This is a genomic window from Methylobacterium oryzihabitans (assembly GCF_004004555.2).
GTDB lineage: Bacteria > Pseudomonadota > Alphaproteobacteria > Rhizobiales > Beijerinckiaceae > Methylobacterium > Methylobacterium oryzihabitans.
Genome location: NZ_SACP01000034.1, coordinates 15,770 through 32,882 on the forward strand (window position 1 = coordinate 15,770; position 17,113 = coordinate 32,882).

Below are 17,113 nucleotides of genomic sequence, written 5' to 3' on the forward strand. Positions count from 1 at the left end.
CGGCGAGCGACGGCGAAGAGTCACGATGAAGCGGCGCTCGCCGCGCGCGCCAGCGCTTCGATCGACATCTGGCGCGATAAGGCCCGCGCCTGTGTCACTTCATCCCGGTTCTCCAGCACGATCTGCTGCTTCTCCGGCTTGAGGACGCCTGGTTCAACATCGAGATTGTACTCGCTCATCAGGTAGAAGCTGAGGCTCAGTCGGCAGGGCCGCAACAGCCGCCCATCGGTCATGCCGTGTTCGGCCGCCACCGCGGCTTGCCGTTCCGTCGAGAGTTCAGGGTTCGGCCGGATGTCGAGGTTGATTTTGTGGACCCACTCGAAGTCGAGAGTCGGGTCGATCGTGGCAGGGCGATGATCGCTGACGGTCGCGATCCGATTGAGGTTGTAGTCTCGGAAGTCGTCATGGTCCTTCGACCAGGACCTGACGTACCAGCGCCCGGCGCTGTGCGCGAGAGCGTGGGGGGCTATTGTTCGCGACGGCTGCACCGAACCCGTCAGCGAGGCGTAGCCGATGTCGATTTCCTGCCGCTTGCCAATGGCGTCCAGCACCCTCAGCAGCACAGTCGGATCGGTCGGACGCCGGCCGAGGGTGATCACCTCAACGGGGGGGATGGCGTCGAACCAGGTATCTTCCGGTCGCATCCACCGGTTCTCGATGGCGACCAACTGCAGCAGGTAGCGCTCGATCGTCTCACCGATAAACGCGGGCGCGAAGGCTTCCGTGCGGATGTAGGCCTTCTCGGTGCGATCGTATCGAAGGTTGGCCGACGCGATCTTCTCATACTGTGCGATGTCGGCTGAAGCCTGCTGGGCCGAGATGGCGAAGGCGGCGGAGAGGTCGCTGCGATTGAACCGGCCATCCCAGAACAGCCGAAAGTCGATGAATTCGAGGCGTCGACGGACTCCCCAGCGTAGGCGTTCGCCGCCGTTCTCCATCCCGCCTTCCTCCACAAACACGATTCTCGCGTTCCTATCGCGTCCATTTACTTGACGCGATACTGCGGCGTCCCCACATCCTATGGACGCGACTGGCTTAACAGGCAACGGGGTCGTGGCGGAAGAAAGATGCGCGGATGGCGGAAGGCGAGCAGAATCAACCGGCTGGGCGGCCTTATCGCGTGCTTAGCCTCGACGGCGGGGGGATGCGCGGTATCTACACAGCGGCCTTTCTGGCCCGGCTGACCGATCAGTTCGCCCGCATCCGGGGCGAACAGGCGCTCGACCTCGGGCGCGGCTTCGACCTGATCACCGGGACCAGCACCGGCGCGATCGTCGGGTGCGCGCTGGCGATCGGCCGGCCGATGGCCGAGGTGGTCGGCCTCTATCGTGAGCACGGTCCCAAGATCTTTCCGCACCGGATCGCCGGCAAGCGCAGCGCCATCTACCGCGCGAGCCAGGGCAGCCGGTTCGTGCGCGAAGGGGACGCGGCGTTGCGCTCGGCGCTAAAGGGTGTGCTCGACGACGTGACGATGATTGAGGTCTTCGAGGGCCGCGGCATCTCGCTCGCGATCCCTACCGTGCTGATGAGCGAGCACCGGGCCTGGGTGTTTAAGAAGACGCCCAAGAGTGGCGTGCGCGACGACCATTACCCGCTAGTTGACGTCTGCATGGCGACGAGCGCCGCGCCGATCTACCGCTCGCTCGCCGCCATCAATGATCCCAACGCGCCCGACGGTCCCAAGCAGGTGTTCGCCGACGGCGGCCTCTGGGCCAACAATCCGATCATGGTCGGGCTTGTCGACGCGCTGACGGTGGCCCCGCCCGAACAGCCGATCGAGATCTACTCGCTCGGCACCTGTCCGCGTCCCGAGGGAGATCACCTGGACGCCGAAAGCGCGCACCGCTCGATGCTCGACTGGTCGTTGGGCGCTGACGTCGCGCCGCTGAGCATCTCGGCCCAGGAGTTCGCCTTCGACCACATGGCGCGGCTCCTGACCAACGCGATCAGCAGTTGTGGCCGTTCGATTCGGCGCGTGCGTTTTCCCAACAAGCCCGTGCCGGCGAGCATGATGCCGTACCTCGCGCTCGACGACACCCGGCACGAGGCGATGGACCGGCTGGTCAGCCAGGCCCACACCGACGCCGACCTGACTAAGAGTGCGTGCGACGATCCCAACAGCAGCGACGGCTGCATGATCCGGCGCTTGATGCACGACCTGCCGGCGATGCTGGCGACCGGAGCCGTCTGGCGGCCCGCCTCCGCCAAGAACCAGAAGGAATAGGTGATGTTCGACTGCTCCAAAGACGTGCGTGCGTATCACGATCAGGATGTGACCCTGCCCAAGAGCGAACAAAACGCCATGCGCGACCGGCGCAACTCCAACCGGACGCGGCTGCGGAACGGCCTGGAGAAGGCCGGCAAGCCCAAGCCGATCGAGTTCGTCAAGCAGGGCAGCTACGCCATGAAGACGATGTGCCGTGACCCCGGCAACGACTACGACATCGACGACGGCGTCTACTTCGAGAAGGACGATCTGGTGGGGGATCGCGGCGCCGAGATGACGTCGCTACAGGCGCGTCAGATGGTGCGTGACGCGGTGGATGACGGCAAGTTCAAGCGCGCGCCGGAGGTGCGCTCCAACTGCGTCAGAGTCTCCTATGAGAAGGGCTACCATGTCGACCTGCCGGTCTACCGGCGCGTCGTCACCGACACCGTCTTCGGCGAGGAGGTGTACTATGAACTGGCTGCGAGAAGCGGTTGGAAGCGTTCGGATGCCCGCGATGTGTCGGACTGGTACGAGGACGAGCGCGCCGCCTCGGTCAACGGCCTTCAGCTGCGCCGCATCAACCGCGATCTCAAGAAGTATGCACGCAGCCGCTACAGCTGGCGCGGCGCGATCCTGAGCGGCTTCGGCATCTCGGTGCTGACGACGGCAAAGTTCCGGGAAAACGACCGCGAGGACCGGGCGCTCTACGACACGATGGTCGCGATCCGGAACCGGCTGAACTCGAACCTCGTCGTCGCTCACCCCGTGACGCCGGGCGACACCATCACCAGCGGCTCCGATGACGCCAAGGCACGCTCCTTCCGCGAGAAGCTGACCGAGGCAATCGACACGCTGGCGCCGCTGTTCGACACCGACTGCACGCGCGAGAAGGCGCTCAAGTGTTGGGACAAGGTGTTCGCGACGACCTTCTTCAGCGAACGCCTGGAGGACGAACAGCGCGCATCAGTAGCCGCCCCGGCAATCATCGGCTCGGCCGCCTTGTTGACCGCGACGGCCGCGGCGGCGAGCGCGGTCAGCAGCGCCGGCGGCGGCCGCCATGCATAGTGAGGCCTTACCGCTAGGCTGGCGACATGCGGCGCTCCGTCTGGAAGCGACCTTGCGCGAGCGTGCGGGACAGGTACCCGAGCGTCTAGACGCGGCGACGATTGCCTCCGACTATCCTACCCGCGACTGGATCGCGGCTGGCTGGCGGATCAGCGTCGCCTTCTCCGACGGCGTGACGCGGCGCCTCGATCTCCTGGCGGGAAGGCATTTTCCGACGACGCCGGTACGAACGGCGCTGGTCGATCACCCTGAAGCAATGACTTGGCCGCATGTCGAGAGCGACGGCGTCCTCTGTCTACTCCCCAACACAGCTGAGTGGGATCCTGATCATCCGTCGGCGGTCGCATTGGGCCTCCTTCATCGCTCAATCACCCTGATCGAGGAACTGCTAGAAGGCGGCATTATCGAACGCGACTTTCGCGAGGAATTCGTAACCTACTGGGGCTACAAGGCGCATTCCGAGGGCAAGACCCTGTTTAGCCTGATCGCGCCCACTCCGCCCTCGCGGCTGGTGCGGGTCTGGCGCAGCAAAGGTCTTGAGGTCATCGGAGAGGACCAGGAGTCGCTGGCCGCCTGGGTTTATCATCGCTTCGGCGACAAGACGCCGGTCAACACCGAGGCGGCGGCCTTCCTCTGGCTGGATACGCCGCCCTTGCCCGCCGACTATCCGGAGACCGCGGCCGATCTCCATCGGATGGCCGAGCGGATTGGCGAAGACGCCAAGACCGCTCTCGAAGAGGTGGCAGGCCACGAGCCCGATGAGGTATTGACGCTGTTGGGCGCGATCGGGCGTGGCGGCGCGGCGCTGATCGGCGTGAAGGCGCCCAACCCGAAGCGACGCAAGAGTCGGCCGTGCGCGCCCGACGAACCGCTGTCGGCCGGATTCCGGCCGCGCCACACGCCGCATCCGCTCCTTCAAAGACGCTTCTTCGGCGCGCTGGCGGTCGTGCGGACCCAGGTGCAACGCGCGGACGCCGAATGGGTGCACGGGCGGGGCCAGGATCCTCGCACGCGCCGTCTGCTGGGCGCGACCGTTGTCATCGTCGGATGCGGTTCGGTCGGTGCGCCCGTCGCTTGCGCGCTGGTCCAAGCGGGGGTTGGGCGGACCGTGCTGGTCGATCCAGAGACGTTGGGTTGGCCGAACGTCGGTCGTCACCCGCTCGGTGCGGCGGATGTCGGCCGCAATAAGGCTGAGGCTTTGGCGGAGCGGCTTCGGACTGACTATCCGCACCTGACTGTCGAGCATCGCTCGTACAGCCTCCACCAAATGATTGCGACAGAGGGGGATCTGCTCGCCGCCGCCGATCTGATCGTCGCCGCGACCGGCAATTGGGTCGCCGAGAGCACCCTCAACCGGTGGCATGTCGCGCAAGGCCGCGAGAAGCCCGTTCTCTATGGATGGACCGAAGCCCATGCCTGCGCCGGCCATGCGGTCGCGATCGGCGGCGAGGACGGTTGCCTGCAATGCCACATCGGAAGGACTGGGGCGCCGGACCTGACGGTGATCGCCTGGCCGGAAGGCGGCGACGCCAGGCTGGAGGAGCCGGCCTGCGGGGCGCACTATCAGCCCTACGGGCCGGTGGAACTGGCCTATGTAACGGCGATGATCGCAGACGCGGCGATGGATTGCCTCCTCGATCCACCTGCGCGATCTTTCAGTCGCGTATCGGTCGCTTCGCCGCGCCGAATTGCTGCGCTTGGCGGACAGCTGACCGAGGGCTGGCTCTCCGCTTTTGGCGAAGTTGAAGAGGGCGGTCGTACCGTCGATCGATCCTGGCCTTCTGTTTCTTGCACGGCTTGCAAGCCTGAGCGTATCGATGAATCTGCCTGACCTTTGCAAGGATCGATCGAAGCCAGAGTTGTCAGTAGGGCCGAAGATCGCCTGCTGCCGCTCGGTTGGTCGGCCGGGAAGCGGACGCGCCGTAGGGCGGCACCAGAGCCAGAGCAGATGCTCCCCGCTCGCGAGACGGGCCGAGATACCAAACCACGGGCGGGTGATCGCCTTGCCCAGCAGCCGCACCTCGGTCGCGCCGGTGCCGGGCCGTAGCGTCAGGGTGACAGGCCGTAGGCACAACTGCGGGTCCATGTGCGTCACGAACCGAGCCCGCGTCGCCTGCACAAGCTTCGCGGCGTGCTCGCACCTGTCTGGGTCGAGGTCGGCGACGATCTCGATGTCGCCGACGAAGCGGGCTTGCTCGTGCAGGGTCAAGGCGATGCGGCCGACCACGGCGTAAGGGAGTCCGGCCGCGTCGAGCCGTCCGACGATGTCACGAAAGATCGCCGGCAGCATCCCCGGCGTCGGGTTGTCCGGGTTGGTGACGTCGACCAGCAGTGCCTTGGTATCGGCCGAGCTGCCGCCCTTAGTGCGTGTACTCTGGGTCAGGAGAGCGTGCGGTAGTGCGCGTCCGAGCGCACCGTGTGTGTCTGCCCGTTCAGGCCAAACAACTGGAGGATGTCGGCGATCGTCTCCGGCCGCTGCAGGCGCCGGTCGGCGTAGAGGGTGAACAGCGCCGGTTCGCGCATGTACACCACTCGTCCGCGCGGGAACGCCTCGTACTCGTGGCTCACAATGGCCGGTGGCAGGCCGCAGCGGCGTAGTGCCGTCGCTCCGAGCTTACGCCACGCTTCCCAGACCTCGTGGTGTCCGCGCGGATGAGTGAGGCAGTCGCCGTAAACTTCCGCCTCCGTCAAGGGCGTGTGGTCGGTGACCAGCACCGTGCGTCCGCCGTCCGGCACGCCCCAGAAGATGCCGACCGACGGTTCAATTACTTCCGTCCGGTCGAGGGATGCCGGCCCGCCATCCTCCCCTCCCTGCATGGACTCTTGTTGTGGAGGGACGGGCGTGCTCATGGCTTCAGAATATCCTCGGGCTGTGTGACCGGCTTGTCCTCTGGTCCTTCCTCTTCCCTCTCCGGATAGCCGAAGCGGCGAGCGAGATCAGTGATAGCTTCACGATTGCCGGCGCCGATCGCGTGGCAGGCGGCAAAGTAGATCGTTGTCGCAGTCTCCTGCGCACCCGGCGGCCCGAACTCGGAATTGATCGGCAGGTACTCAGCCGCCCAGCGTCCCTGCACATCGCGGTTGATCAGCGCTGGCTTCGTTTTCGAGCAGAACGTGTAGCTGGTTTTCGCCTGCCCACCCTTTCGGGGTGTCTTGCGGGCATAGTTGCCGTCCGGGTGATGCGACTGCCAGTGTTTCATCACGATCTTGAACAATGCCCCCGCCTTCGAGGTGCCGGTGAGATCCTTTTCTTCGATGCTGAACCAGTCGCAGTACTCCATGTGGCACCGTCCAGGGATCAGCTTGGCCGCGTAAGTCGTGGTGGGTGCCAGAGCTAGGCAGGTGAAGAGAGCCGCGAGCTCTCGTATCCTCAGCTTATGCATGTGGGTGCTCCGCTCAAGGTAGAGGGGTCGTTCGTGTGGCGTCGCTTAGAACACGAACTTCCAGTCGATCCGCCGTACCGGTGCGCTCGCGTCGGCGAGCGTCGCGGAGCACATCGCGACGATGTCCTGTCGGATAAGCTTAGCGGCAACCCGCACTGGGTTCGGCTTGACCAGGAAGCATAGGCCGGCGGCTTTCCACACTCGCTCAGTGTGTGGTTTGTCGTAGGTCATCAGCGTTATGCTCGTTAGGCGCAGCGCGTAGCCGTAGGCGTTCTCCATGTCTGGCGTCTGGGCGGTGAACAGCGCCAGCACCGTCTTCGGTGCACCCCTGCCGTCGCCATAGCCCGTGACGAAGCTGACCTCGCCCTGCCCGTCGTCGATGAGGCGGAAGTCGTGATTGCAGGGGGTGGGTCGATCGTCGATCTTGAGTTCGAGGCAGCCGCCGGACTTGATTTCGTCGACCGGCTGTTTTGCCCAAGCCGGGAGGATGGCGAGCACGAGGGCCAGCGGCAGGATCGCGCGCATCATGGAGGTGGTCCGTCGAGAGGGCGAGAGAAGAAGCTACGCGGTCCGGGCGCGCGGAGGCGGCGGACCGACATGGCTTGCGGTCAGCGGCGGGTCAGCGCGCCATCGAAGGCACAGGCAGGGCCGTGAAAATCGCTGCAGCCCTGCTCCTCCATGCGTACCCGCTTACGGTCAGTGCCGAAGCGCAGGGTGATCTCGCAGGCTGCCTCGTCTCCCGGCAGGCTGAGCCGTAATGTGTTGGTGTCGATCTGACGGGCGACGCCTGAGACGGTGCCCGAACATGCGTTGGGGATGCCGGTGAAGGCGTCGACCGCGTAGGTGGGCGCCGATCCTGCCTTGCCGCGCGGGGATACTTTGAGGGTGAGGCGACCTTCGCCTCGCCCCTGGTAGCGCCCTTCGAAGGACGGATTCGCCTGTGCGGGTGCCGCGGAAATCGCGAAGAGCATGCCGAGGCTCAGCAAGGTCGAGGTCGGATGCGCCAGCCGGTGAAGGTGCGGCATACGGCGGATCGAGATGGGACGATTGGACGGGCAGAACATGACGAAGGGGTCTCTCGGACGCTCCGGGGAGCGATGAGAGGGATTCCCGTAGACCCCCCCGCGAATTTACAGCTGGACGCTGATTTCTGGTGCGGCTGGCAGTCGCACCCCCGATTAGGTCGCGTCAGATTGCAGGTCGCTCGGACGGCGGAAGGCGGGCGTGCCCTTTACCGGCCGGCCGACGGCATAGACTCGAAGCCCGTGCGTGCCGGACAGGTCCTGGGTGATCGCCTGTACTGACTTGTCCCGCTGATCCGCGTCGAAGCCGAACACGACGAGCCGCGGTTCGGTGTCGATCCGCAGAATGCGCCTGCCTGAGGCCACGTCATTGATGAGGGGATCGCGCTGCAGCAGGTCCGAAACGTCGAGCCCACGGTCAGTGCGTGCCTTTCGACGCAAAGCCTCTAGGCTGACGAGGTCCCGGCACAGGGCTGGATAGCTCGCAGTGAGGCGTTCGGCCTCCTGCTTCAGGGTGGCACGGTAACGCTTCATCTGCTCGACGATGGCAGGCGTCGTCCGCGACCGCAGGGCAGGGTTGGTCGCGAGCTTCGCCTCGTGGAAGACGAGCCAGGCCTCGCCTGCCACTCCGCGCTCCTCCAAGCTCGCCACGTCGAGCCGGTCCTGGCGAAGACGTGCCGTCGTGGTCGTCTCGGAGGCGAGTTGCGCCGCCTCGATCTCCGAGCCGTCCGGCTCCGCTGCCGCGTCGGTGACCGGTGCGCCCGCGAGCGCGATCTCGACGTCGACGACGTTCGGGCTGGTCTGCACGAGCACGTGCAGGCCGGTCTTCTCCAGGCCGGCAAGCGGGACGGCGGCACGCTTCATCTCGGCGAGCGTTGCTGGCCCTTCGTAGCGGTCCCAGACCGCCTGTGACGGCGCACTCCCGAAGCTGCCGTCCTGGCCGAGCCGGGTCAGCACCTGACGCTGGCGCACGAGGTACTTTACGTGCGTCTCGGCCGCGACACCGCCGCCGGCCGGCGTGATGCGGAAGAGTGAGGCGCCACGGTAATAAACGTTGAGCGAGCGGTCCCGCACTGCCAGCAGCAGCTCGGGGTCGCCGAGGACGTCGGCCCACCAGCCGCCATGCGGCGCGGTCGCGAGGGCTTCGAGCGCCGCGAGGAAAGGCTCGCCCAGGGCCCGATAGGGTGTTGTCTCACTCATGCCGTCGTGTCCCACCACTGTCCGTCCTCCTTGATGTCGACGCTGGCGCCGAACAGCGCTGGGAAGCGCTGCGGCTCGAAGGTGTGAATGGGCACGAGCCGCCGGGGCGCGATCGCCGCCACCAGACGCTTGAGGTCCGGGATGCTGGCATGGCCCGAGGTGTGGGCGTGGGTCAGCGGGATGTCGCGGGCGGCAAGGTCCGCAGCGAGCGCCTGCCCGCGGGGCTGCCGGAGGTAGCCGTCCCACTGCGACCAGACCACCTCGGCGCCTGCAAGGCAGCTGGCCCGGTCGAGGTCCGGCAGCAGCGAGTGTCGGAACAGCAGCGTCGCCCGGGGCGCGAGCGCCGCGAGGTGTTCCGCGTGGATGCGCTGGCGGCCGTGCCGTTCGAGCAGGTCGAAGCGGCCGGTGCGCTTGATGCGCACCCGCTGGTGGTGCGGGACGAAGACCGCCACGCGCGGCCAGTCGGATTGCGGGATGCTGGGGTGGCCGGTCGCGGCCAGGATCTCGGCGGCGTAGAGGTCGAGAATCAGGGTACGGTCGGTGCGCTTGCAGGCACGGTAGAGCGAGACGACGCGATCGATGTTCTGGGCGGAGGCCGCGACGAGGGCCAGACCGGACATCTCGCGGAACCGCGCGACGAAGCGGTCTTCGATCTCCGTCTCTGTCGGGAAATTCCGCTCGTCGTCGAGGCGGCCGAGGCTCGATCCTTCCATGAGCAGGGCGTCGATGTCGCGCGGCGGGCTGCGGACCAGACGCTCGAAGAGGGCGCCCTTGCGCCCGTGCGCGCGCAGGTCGCCGGAATAGAGCAGCCGCTGCCCGCCGGCTTCCACGAGGAGCGCGTAGGCGTCGAAGGCGGAGTGGTCGACGAGGATCGGCGTGATCGTGAACGGGCCGAAGGTGAGCGACTGCCCGTGGCCGAAGGTCACCGTGTTCGGCGGTACCCAGGTCTCGGGAACGAAGGCGGCGGCGGCCTGAAGGATGTGAAGGGTCGCCGCGCCGAGCGCGACTGGCAGGTCGGGTCCGGTGAGGTGGCTCAGCCCGACATGGTCGCGGTGGCCGTGGCTGAGGATGAGCGCGAGGAGGTCACCGCCGCCGTCGAGGCCTTCGACCGGTGGATGACAGGTCACGTCGTCCGCTGCGGCGTCGAGGGGGAGCCCGAGGTCGAGGAGGAGCCGGGCGCCATCTTGGGCGAGTTCGACGCAGGTGCCGCCGATCTCGCGCGTGCCGCGGTGAATGCGCACCCGCATCGTGAACCTGCTTGCCCCGCGCGGCCTTCCTCGCAGCGAGACAACCGTAGCCGTTCCCTGTGGCTATAGCCAGTGGTTTGATAGCCCTAGCTGGCTGCTGGTCCTCGTCCATGAAGGGACGAGCTTTGGTCGCGTGGAACCTGCGCCGCGTACGCGTGGCGCAAGGGCTCAGCCAGGAGCGACTGGCTGCCGATGCGGGCGTGGACCGCGCGTATCTTGGCGGCATGGAGCGGCAGGTCGAGAACCCGACGGTCGACCTGCTCGACAAGATTGCCGAGGCGCTCTCTATACCCATGAGCGAGTTGTTCGTCACCCCCGCCGATGATGAGGCACCGCCTAAACCGCTGCGTGGTGGGCGCAGAGGCTAACGTAGAGCGAGGCGATTTCTTTGAGGGAGCAGTGGTCTTGAAGAGATTGCTGCGCCGAGATGGCAGGATATTTCTTACGCAGATTTTGTCATGTGAAGCTGCGTAAGGTCGACTCCGATGGCGATCGACTCTATTGCCGCTTGCAATTGGGATAGCGACGAGCGTTTGGTGTAGCGCGCGGTCTCGCCCGGCGTGACGTGTCCAGTGACGTGATCGATGACGGCGGTCGCTGTGCCGGCTTGGTGCATCAGCGTCGTCGCTGTGTGCCGAAACGAGTGGAAGTCGAGCCCCTGCCGGTAGAGCTTCACGTCGCGTCGATAGCGGGTGAACCACTTGGTGAAGGCGTGACCCAGTCGACCGTCAGCCCCTCCGGGTTCGAGAGTGGGAAAGATGCGGTCTTGCCGGCGGCGGCGCTGCGCTTCGACATGCGCGAGGAAGCCCAGGCGGATCAGCTGCGGGTGGATCGGTACGCGCCGGACCGCCGTCGCGTTCTTGAGTTTCCGCGGGGGCCGGTCGTTGATGTCGATGAACCAGATGCCCTCGTCCTGCCGGATGTCCTCGACATGCAGCTGACAGATTTCCTCCTGGCGCATGCCGGAGAACACGGCGATCAGAGGCAGCCAGAATTTTTCGTCGCGCAGGATGAGGCTGCCCGGTGCGGTTCGCCGGCCGGGGGAGGCGCAGCCTGTCCAGATTGGTGTTGCGAAGAGACGGGCGAGCTCGTCCCGCTCCCACATGGCGCGTTGTTCGCTTGCCTTGCGGGTGTTGCTGAAGCGGAAGCCCAGGAAGATGTTCGCCGCCGCTTCGTCTCTCGCGACCGCCGCCGTCCAGAGCGCCGACAGGGCCGAGAAGTGCCGCTTCACGGTCCGCTGGGTGATCGGCTGTGCGCGCTGTTTGTCAGGCAGCGCCTCGTGTGCAGCCAGGATCTCGTCCACCGTGAGGTTTCGGTAGCGAGGATGTTTGCCGTAGTCGTTCGGTAGCCGCTCGACGAGGCTACGGAAGTGGCCGGCGTCCTTGCGGGTGTAGGCGGCGAGGGGGCGGTCTCCGCAGCTGTCGACGAACAGGCGGAAGGTCGCCCCCGCTTGGGACGCAGTCTGGTTGTCCCAGGTGTTGGTGGCGGCCTGCGTGTTCCGGAACACGGCGGCGACTACCGAAAAAAGCTCAGGCGCGTGCGGCGGCACCGCCTCCCTTTCGGCTGGGCGGGATGCCGCAGTGTTCTCCGTGGGCGGTGCTTTCGGAGCCTCGTCGAGCGCCGCCAGCTGCATCTTGAGCCGTCGGTCGCGGGGCTCGAAGTTGAAGTCGCCCTCGTAACGGGCCTTGATCGCTTCGGCGACATCGATGCCCGCCCGCAGCATCGCCTGCCGGGCCTGCGCAACGGCACGCGGTTCGAGGTCGGCTGACGCGATGCCCTGCTTGCGGAGCATGGCGATCGTGACGAAGCTCGCCTCGTCCAGACGGTTACAGGCGAGAGCGTCGCGTGCGCGCGCAGCCATTGTCTCGTATTGAGTGACGAGTCGCTCCCGCACGTCGGCCGTGATCGCTCCGCGCATCAGTCGCCCGTGCTCATCCCCGTCGAGGATCGTTTTGTAGAATCCTGCACGAGGCGGGCGAGTTGGTCGTCGGTCAGCATCGGCGTCGCGTACAGAGCCGTGAAAAGGCTTTCCGAGGCGAGGTATACCCGACAGGCTCTCGCCTTGGCAGTGCGAAGGTCGGTGGTCGCGAGGCTGCACACGAGTTCCTTCAGGCGCAGCCTTGGTCTCAGCGCGTCCGGCACGCGGCGCCGGAAATGAAAGATTCGTCCCCGGAGGACGACGTTGGCGATGGATCCCACTCCGCTCCCTCGCCGCCCGGGCGGGCGGCCTGTGTAGCAGCGGAATGTAGCAACCGGCTCACTCCGCAGGGCGGTTGCGCGAGAAAGTGTGCGTTCTGAATGGGTTAGGTAAAAAGGTGGCTGGGGCGCCAGGATTCGAACCTGGGAATGGCGGTACCAAAAACCGCTGCCTTACCGCTTGGCGACGCCCCACCGTGCGGATGGCGCTTCCATAGCGGCGCGGGGGCGGCGTGGCAACCGCTCGCGCGGCCGCCGCCCTTGCGGGCCCGCCCTGCCCGCGCCAGATGGCACGCAGCGGGCGCACACCTGGCGCGCCACCGCGTGCGGTTGAGGCTGTACGCATTTTGTTCTAGCACGGCGACGGTGCGGATCCGCGATCCCGCCCTGCCCGCCCCGTCGACCCCGCCCGCCTGCCGGCCCGGAGCCTCCTGCATGGCCCCTCTCGATTCCCTGTTCGACCGTGCGGCGGAGGCCCGCGTCATCGCCGTGCGCGGCGCCCGCGAGCACAACCTGAAGAACGTCGACCTCGTGATCCCGCGCGACAGGCTCGTGGTGTTCACCGGTCTGTCGGGCTCCGGCAAGTCGTCGCTCGCCTTCGACACCATCTACGCCGAGGGCCAGCGCCGCTACGTCGAGTCGCTCTCGGCCTATGCCCGCCAGTTCCTCGAGATGATGTCGAAGCCCGACGTCGACCAGATCGACGGGCTGTCGCCGGCGATCTCGATCGAGCAGAAGACCACCTCGAAGAACCCGCGCTCCACCGTCGGCACCGTCACCGAGATCTACGACTACATGCGCCTGCTGTGGGCGCGGATCGGCATCCCGTACTCGCCGGCCACCGGCCTGCCGATCGAGAGCCAGACCGTGAGCCAGATGGTCGACCGGGTGCTGGCGCTGCCCGAGAAGACCCGGCTCTACCTGCTGGCGCCCGTGGTGCGCGGCCGCAAGGGCGAGTACCGCAAGGAGATCGCCGAGTTCCAGAAGAAGGGCTTCCAGCGCCTGCGCATCGACGGCGACTACTACCCCATCGACGACGTGCCGAAGCTCGACAAGAAGCTCAAGCACGACATCGACGTGGTGGTCGACCGCATCGTGGTGCGGGCCGACATGGCCTCGCGGCTGGCCGACTCGTTCGAGACCGCGCTGGACCTCGCCGACGGCATCGCGGTGGTCGAGATGGCGGACGCCGCCGAGGGCCGGGAGCCCGAGCGCATCACCTTCTCGTCGCGCTTCGCCTGCCCGGTCTCGGGCTTCACCATCCCCGAGATCGAGCCGCGGCTCTTTTCGTTCAACAACCCGTTCGGCGCCTGCCCGACCTGCGGCGGCATCGGCCACGAGATGCGGATCGACCCGGCGCTGGTCGTCGCCGACGAGACGACGAGTCTCGACAAGGGCGCCATCGCCCCCTGGGCCAAGTCGACCTCGCCCTATTACGGCCAGACCCTGGCGGCGCTCGCCGCGCATTACCGCTTCCGCACCGACGTGCCGTGGGGAAAGCTCACCGCGGCGGCCCGGCAGGTGATCCTGTACGGGTCGGACACCGACGTGATCCGCTTCGCCTATCACGACGGCCTGCGCGCCTACGAGGTCGCCAAGCCCTTCGAGGGCGTGATCCCGAACCTCGAGCGGCGCTACCGCGAGACCGAGAGCGACGCCGCCCGCGAGGACATCGCGCGCTTCATGGCCGAGACGCCCTGCCACGCCTGCGGCGGCAAGCGGCTCAAGCCCGAGGCGCTCGCCGTGAAGGTGACCGACCGCGACGTCGCCGAGGCCGCCGCGCTCTCGGTGCGCGAGGCCCACCGCTGGTTCGGCGACCTGCCCGGCCAGCTCAGCCCGAAGCAGAACGAGATCGCGGTCCGCATCCTCAAGGAGATCCGCGACCGGCTCACCTTCCTGGTCGATGTCGGGCTCGACTACCTGACACTGGCCCGCGGCTCCGGCTCGCTGTCGGGCGGCGAGAGCCAGCGCATCCGCCTCGCCTCGCAGATCGGCTCGGGGCTGACCGGCGTGCTCTACGTCCTCGACGAGCCGTCGATCGGCCTGCACCAGCGCGACAACGAGCGGCTGCTCGGGACCCTCAAGCGCCTGCGCGACCTCGGCAACTCGGTGATCGTGGTCGAGCACGACGAGGACGCGATCCTCCAGGCCGACCACGTCGTCGATGTCGGGCCGGGCGCGGGCATCCACGGCGGCGAGATCGTCGCCCAGGGTACGCCGCAGGAGGTGCTGGCCAACCCCGCCTCGCTCACCGGGCGCTACCTCACCGGCGAACTCTCGGTGCGGATGCCGGCCGCCCGGCGCAAGGGCCGGAAGGGGCGCAGCCTCACGCTCGTCGGAGCCAGGGGCAACAACCTCAAGGGCGTCACCGCCGAGATCCCGCTCGGCACCTTCACCTGCGTCACCGGCGTCTCGGGCGGCGGCAAGTCGACCCTCGTCATCGACACGCTCTACAAGGCGGTGGCGCGCAAGCTCAACGGCGCCCTCGCCCATCCGGCGCCGTTCGAGCGCATCGAGGGGCTGGAGCACCTCGACAAGGTCATCGACATCGACCAGTCGCCGATCGGCCGCACCCCGCGCTCGAACCCGGCGACCTATATCGGCGCCTTCACGCCGATCCGCGACTGGTTCGCCGGCCTGCCCGAGGCCAAGGCCCGCGGCTACCAGCCCGGCCGGTTCTCGTTCAACGTCAAGGGCGGGCGCTGCGAGGCGTGCTCGGGCGACGGCGTCATCAAGATCGAGATGCACTTCCTGCCCGACGTCTACGTGACCTGCGACGTCTGCAAGGGCCGGCGCTACGACCGCGAGACCCTCGAGGTGAAGTACCGCGAGAACTCGATCGCCGACGTGCTCGACATGACCGTCGAGGAGGCCGCCGACCTGTTCAAGGCGGTGCCGTCGATCCGCGAGAAGATGGAGACGCTGGCCCGGGTCGGCCTCGGCTACGTCCGGGTCGGCCAGCAGGCCACGACGCTGTCGGGCGGCGAGGCCCAGCGGGTGAAGCTGTCGAAGGAGCTGTCGAAGCGGGCCACCGGCCGCACCCTCTACATCCTCGACGAGCCGACCACCGGCCTGCATTTCCACGACGTCGCCAAGCTGATGGAGGTGCTGCACGAGCTCGTCGACCAGGGCAACACCGTGGTGGTGATCGAGCACAACCTCGAGGTCATCAAGACCGCCGACTGGGTGATCGACATGGGGCCAGAGGGCGGCGACGGCGGCGGCACCATCGTGGCCGAGGGCACGCCCGAGGCGATCGCCAAGGCCAAGGCGAGCCATACCGGGCGCTTCCTGCGCGAGGTGCTGGCCCGGCGCCCGCTCACCGCGCCGCGGCGCAAGCAGGCGGCCGAGTAGCGGACCGCACCTGTCGACAACGTTCTGGCGGGCCGGCGAGCGGGGAAGCGGAGCCGGCCCGGGCTTTTCCCCCGGAATGGAGGGGAAGCGCGTCGATGCGATCCCCGACTGCCCAAGTTGCAGTGCACAAAGTCGCCGTTCCAGCAGGATTTTCGACAGTCAACGGCCGTATTACCTAAGGTCATATAGTGCCCGGCTAGCTGCGGCTTTTCGGCAACAATCGTACTGTGTCTGTCCAACATGCGGGCAGGATGCTGGCAATTCGAGCGTGGCTGTAGAACAGTGGCGAGGTTCGGCTTGTGCCGGCGCCGGAGAGCGAATCAAGACAGTTGCGATGAACATCCGCAGCAAAAGCGGGTGACGTCGAGACTTGCTCGACATTCGAAATCTACCGGCAAGTGCCGGCGGGAAGGAAACCTCATCAATGCGCAAGTACTGGCTGGCCGCGGGGGCGGCTGCTCTGTCCTTCGGAGTTTCGGCGACCGCTGCCTTCGCGCAGACCACGACGGTGCCGGGCGAGCAGGTCGGCCTCGCCGTCGGCGCGCCGCTGCCCGAGGGCATCTACGCGATCGACACCTTCACGTTCCGCAGCCCGGACGGGCCCAACGCCACCTCGATCGACACCGCGGTCAACGTCCCGGTCCTGGTCTGGTCGACCCCGTTGAAGGTCCTCGGCGCCCGGATCGAACTCCTCGTCGCGCCGCCGACCATCTTCACCTTCGACCGCGCCGCTGGCGGCCGCAACACCAGCATCAACGTCGGCACCTTCGTCGGCGGCATCTTCGCCTGGGATCTCGGCGGCAACGTCGGCGCGAGCTATCTCTTCGGTGCGTACCTGAACGACCTCAACGGCGGCCGCGGCGGTGGCCTCGGCGGTGCCAGCATCCTGGCCTCCAACACCTACCGCCAGGGCTTCGCCCTCAGCTACACCGGCGACGGCTGGAACGTCACCGCCAACCTGACCCACAACTTCTACGACGTGCCAGCCCGCTTCGAGGGCCGCAACGGCATCCCGTCCTTCTACGGACCGCAATACCCCTCCGACGGCCTCAACCTCGACCTGACGGCGACGAAGAAGTTCGGCAACTTCGAGATCGGCGCCATCGGGTACGGCACCGTCAACCTGCCCAACCGGCAGGCGCCGGGGCTCAACGGCCAGGGCCGCTTCGCCCTCGGTGGCCTGATCGGCTACGATTTCGGCAAGTTCTCGGTCCAGGCCTACGTCGCCCGCGACGTCGTGACGACCGCCCGGCAGGTCGACCCGGTCTTCGGCCCGACCCGGCGCGAGGCCTACTCGACCGAGGGCTGGTTCCGCGTCGTGGCGCCGCTCTACACCGTGGCCGCCGCCCCGCCCCCGGAGCCGGTGGCGATCGTGCGCAAGTACTGATCCGATCCGGCTCTCCGACCGGGATCCGTCCGCCGCCCGGCCCCGTGCCG

General features: G+C 67.1%; 15 protein-coding genes and 1 tRNA gene. 6 read left to right on the forward strand and 10 right to left on the reverse strand.

Features of this window, described 5'->3' with window-relative positions; all coding sequences use genetic code 11:
- Positions 1–20: 20 nt before the first annotated feature.
- Positions 21–938 (reverse strand): WYL domain-containing protein, encoded by a 918-nt coding sequence (locus EOE48_RS24185; protein ID WP_127733450.1) that lies wholly within the window; start codon positions 936–938, stop codon positions 21–23.
- A 137-nt stretch (positions 939–1,075) separates the two neighbouring features.
- On the opposite strand from EOE48_RS24185, the gene EOE48_RS24190 reads away from it, so the two are divergent.
- Genes EOE48_RS24190 through EOE48_RS24200 form a run of 3 tightly spaced genes read left to right on the forward strand, consistent with a single transcriptional unit; the run spans position 1,076 to position 5,105 of the window.
- The gene (locus tag EOE48_RS24190) at positions 1,076–2,224 is read left to right on the forward strand and encodes a patatin-like phospholipase family protein (protein ID WP_127733451.1); all 1,149 of its coding nucleotides are present in this window, start codon (positions 1,076–1,078) and stop codon (positions 2,222–2,224) included.
- 3 nt (positions 2,225–2,227) lie between these two features.
- Positions 2,228–3,274, forward strand: a complete 1,047-nt coding sequence (locus tag EOE48_RS24195) for a cyclic GMP-AMP synthase DncV-like nucleotidyltransferase (RefSeq protein ID WP_127733452.1) — start codon at positions 2,228–2,230, stop codon at positions 3,272–3,274.
- 52 nt (positions 3,275–3,326) lie between these two features.
- On the forward strand, positions 3,327–5,105 hold the full coding sequence (locus tag EOE48_RS24200; protein ID WP_210249596.1) for a ThiF family adenylyltransferase: 1,779 nt from the start codon (positions 3,327–3,329) through the stop codon (positions 5,103–5,105).
- 548 nt (positions 5,106–5,653) lie between these two features.
- On the opposite strand, the gene EOE48_RS24210 is transcribed toward EOE48_RS24200, so the two are convergent.
- The 6 genes from EOE48_RS24210 to EOE48_RS24235 form a co-directional block, all read right to left on the reverse strand.
- The gene (locus EOE48_RS24210) at positions 5,654–6,124 is read right to left on the reverse strand and encodes a hypothetical protein (protein ID WP_246154800.1); all 471 of its coding nucleotides are present in this window, start codon (positions 6,122–6,124) and stop codon (positions 5,654–5,656) included.
- A complete protein-coding gene (locus tag EOE48_RS24215; RefSeq protein WP_127733454.1) occupies positions 6,121–6,555 on the reverse strand; it encodes a hypothetical protein in 435 nt (144 codons plus the stop codon). The genes EOE48_RS24210 and EOE48_RS24215 overlap by 4 nt, the downstream gene beginning before the upstream one ends.
- Positions 6,556–6,702: 147 nt before the next feature.
- Positions 6,703–7,185, reverse strand: coding sequence for a hypothetical protein (locus EOE48_RS24220; RefSeq protein WP_127733455.1), 483 nt, complete (start codon positions 7,183–7,185; stop codon positions 6,703–6,705).
- 80 nt (positions 7,186–7,265) lie between these two features.
- The gene (locus EOE48_RS24225; protein WP_127733456.1) at positions 7,266–7,721 is read right to left on the reverse strand and encodes a hypothetical protein; all 456 of its coding nucleotides are present in this window, start codon (positions 7,719–7,721) and stop codon (positions 7,266–7,268) included.
- Between the two features lie 114 nt (positions 7,722–7,835).
- Entirely contained in the window at positions 7,836–8,879 is a 1,044-nt protein-coding gene (locus EOE48_RS24230; protein ID WP_127733457.1) for a hypothetical protein, read from the reverse strand.
- A complete protein-coding gene (locus EOE48_RS24235; protein WP_127733458.1) occupies positions 8,876–10,126 on the reverse strand; it encodes an MBL fold metallo-hydrolase in 1,251 nt (416 codons plus the stop codon). The genes EOE48_RS24230 and EOE48_RS24235 overlap by 4 nt, the downstream gene beginning before the upstream one ends.
- A 110-nt stretch (positions 10,127–10,236) precedes the next feature.
- Between EOE48_RS24235 and EOE48_RS24240 the strand changes: the two genes are divergently transcribed.
- Positions 10,237–10,494: a helix-turn-helix domain-containing protein gene (locus EOE48_RS24240; protein WP_127733459.1), complete on the forward strand. Its 258-nt coding sequence runs from the start codon at positions 10,237–10,239 to the stop codon at positions 10,492–10,494.
- 74 nt (positions 10,495–10,568) lie between these two features.
- Here the strand turns inward: EOE48_RS24240 and EOE48_RS24245 are convergent, their stop codons facing one another.
- From EOE48_RS24245 to EOE48_RS24250, 3 genes are all read right to left on the reverse strand, one after another.
- Positions 10,569–12,044, reverse strand: a complete 1,476-nt coding sequence (locus tag EOE48_RS24245) for a site-specific integrase (RefSeq protein ID WP_246154803.1) — start codon at positions 12,042–12,044, stop codon at positions 10,569–10,571.
- A complete protein-coding gene (locus EOE48_RS30405) occupies positions 12,044–12,325 on the reverse strand; it encodes a DUF6538 domain-containing protein (RefSeq protein WP_342791880.1) in 282 nt (93 codons plus the stop codon). The genes EOE48_RS24245 and EOE48_RS30405 overlap by 1 nt, the downstream gene beginning before the upstream one ends.
- 117 nt (positions 12,326–12,442) lie before the next feature.
- Positions 12,443–12,517 (reverse strand) — tRNA-Gln (locus tag EOE48_RS24250).
- Positions 12,518–12,757: 240 nt separating this feature from the next.
- Between EOE48_RS24250 and uvrA the strand changes: the two genes are divergently transcribed.
- Both uvrA and EOE48_RS24260 read left to right on the forward strand, forming a co-directional pair.
- Positions 12,758–15,676, forward strand: coding sequence for an excinuclease ABC subunit UvrA (gene uvrA / locus EOE48_RS24255; protein ID WP_187371529.1), 2,919 nt, complete (start codon positions 12,758–12,760; stop codon positions 15,674–15,676).
- 424 nt (positions 15,677–16,100) lie between these two features.
- Positions 16,101–17,063 (forward strand): transporter family protein, encoded by a 963-nt coding sequence (locus tag EOE48_RS24260; RefSeq protein ID WP_127733460.1) that lies wholly within the window; start codon positions 16,101–16,103, stop codon positions 17,061–17,063.
- Positions 17,064–17,113: the final 50 nt, after the last annotated feature.

Bases quoted from the DNA above. Each gene is read 5' to 3' on its own strand.
- EOE48_RS24185 (WP_127733450.1), bottom strand. From the start codon at position 938: ATGGAGAACGGCGGCGAACGCCTACGCTGGGGAGTCCGTCGACGCCTC.
- EOE48_RS24190 (WP_127733451.1), top strand. From the start codon at position 1,076: ATGGCGGAAGGCGAGCAGAATCAACCGGCTGGGCGGCCTTATCGCGTG.
- EOE48_RS24195 (WP_127733452.1), top strand. From the start codon at position 2,228: ATGTTCGACTGCTCCAAAGACGTGCGTGCGTATCACGATCAGGATGTG.
- EOE48_RS24210 (WP_246154800.1), bottom strand. From the start codon at position 6,124: ATGAGCACGCCCGTCCCTCCACAACAAGAGTCCATGCAGGGAGGGGAG.
- EOE48_RS24215 (WP_127733454.1), bottom strand. From the start codon at position 6,555: ATGGAGTACTGCGACTGGTTCAGCATCGAAGAAAAGGATCTCACCGGC.
- EOE48_RS24220 (WP_127733455.1), bottom strand. From the start codon at position 7,185: ATGATGCGCGCGATCCTGCCGCTGGCCCTCGTGCTCGCCATCCTCCCG.
- EOE48_RS24225 (WP_127733456.1), bottom strand. From the start codon at position 7,721: ATGTTCTGCCCGTCCAATCGTCCCATCTCGATCCGCCGTATGCCGCAC.
- EOE48_RS24230 (WP_127733457.1), bottom strand. From the start codon at position 8,879: ATGAGTGAGACAACACCCTATCGGGCCCTGGGCGAGCCTTTCCTCGCG.
- EOE48_RS24235 (WP_127733458.1), bottom strand. From the start codon at position 10,126: ATGCGGGTGCGCATTCACCGCGGCACGCGCGAGATCGGCGGCACCTGC.
- EOE48_RS24240 (WP_127733459.1), top strand. From the start codon at position 10,237: ATGAAGGGACGAGCTTTGGTCGCGTGGAACCTGCGCCGCGTACGCGTG.
- EOE48_RS24245 (WP_246154803.1), bottom strand. From the start codon at position 12,044: ATGCGCGGAGCGATCACGGCCGACGTGCGGGAGCGACTCGTCACTCAA.
- uvrA (WP_187371529.1), top strand. From the start codon at position 12,758: ATGGCCCCTCTCGATTCCCTGTTCGACCGTGCGGCGGAGGCCCGCGTC.
- EOE48_RS24260 (WP_127733460.1), top strand. From the start codon at position 16,101: ATGCGCAAGTACTGGCTGGCCGCGGGGGCGGCTGCTCTGTCCTTCGGA.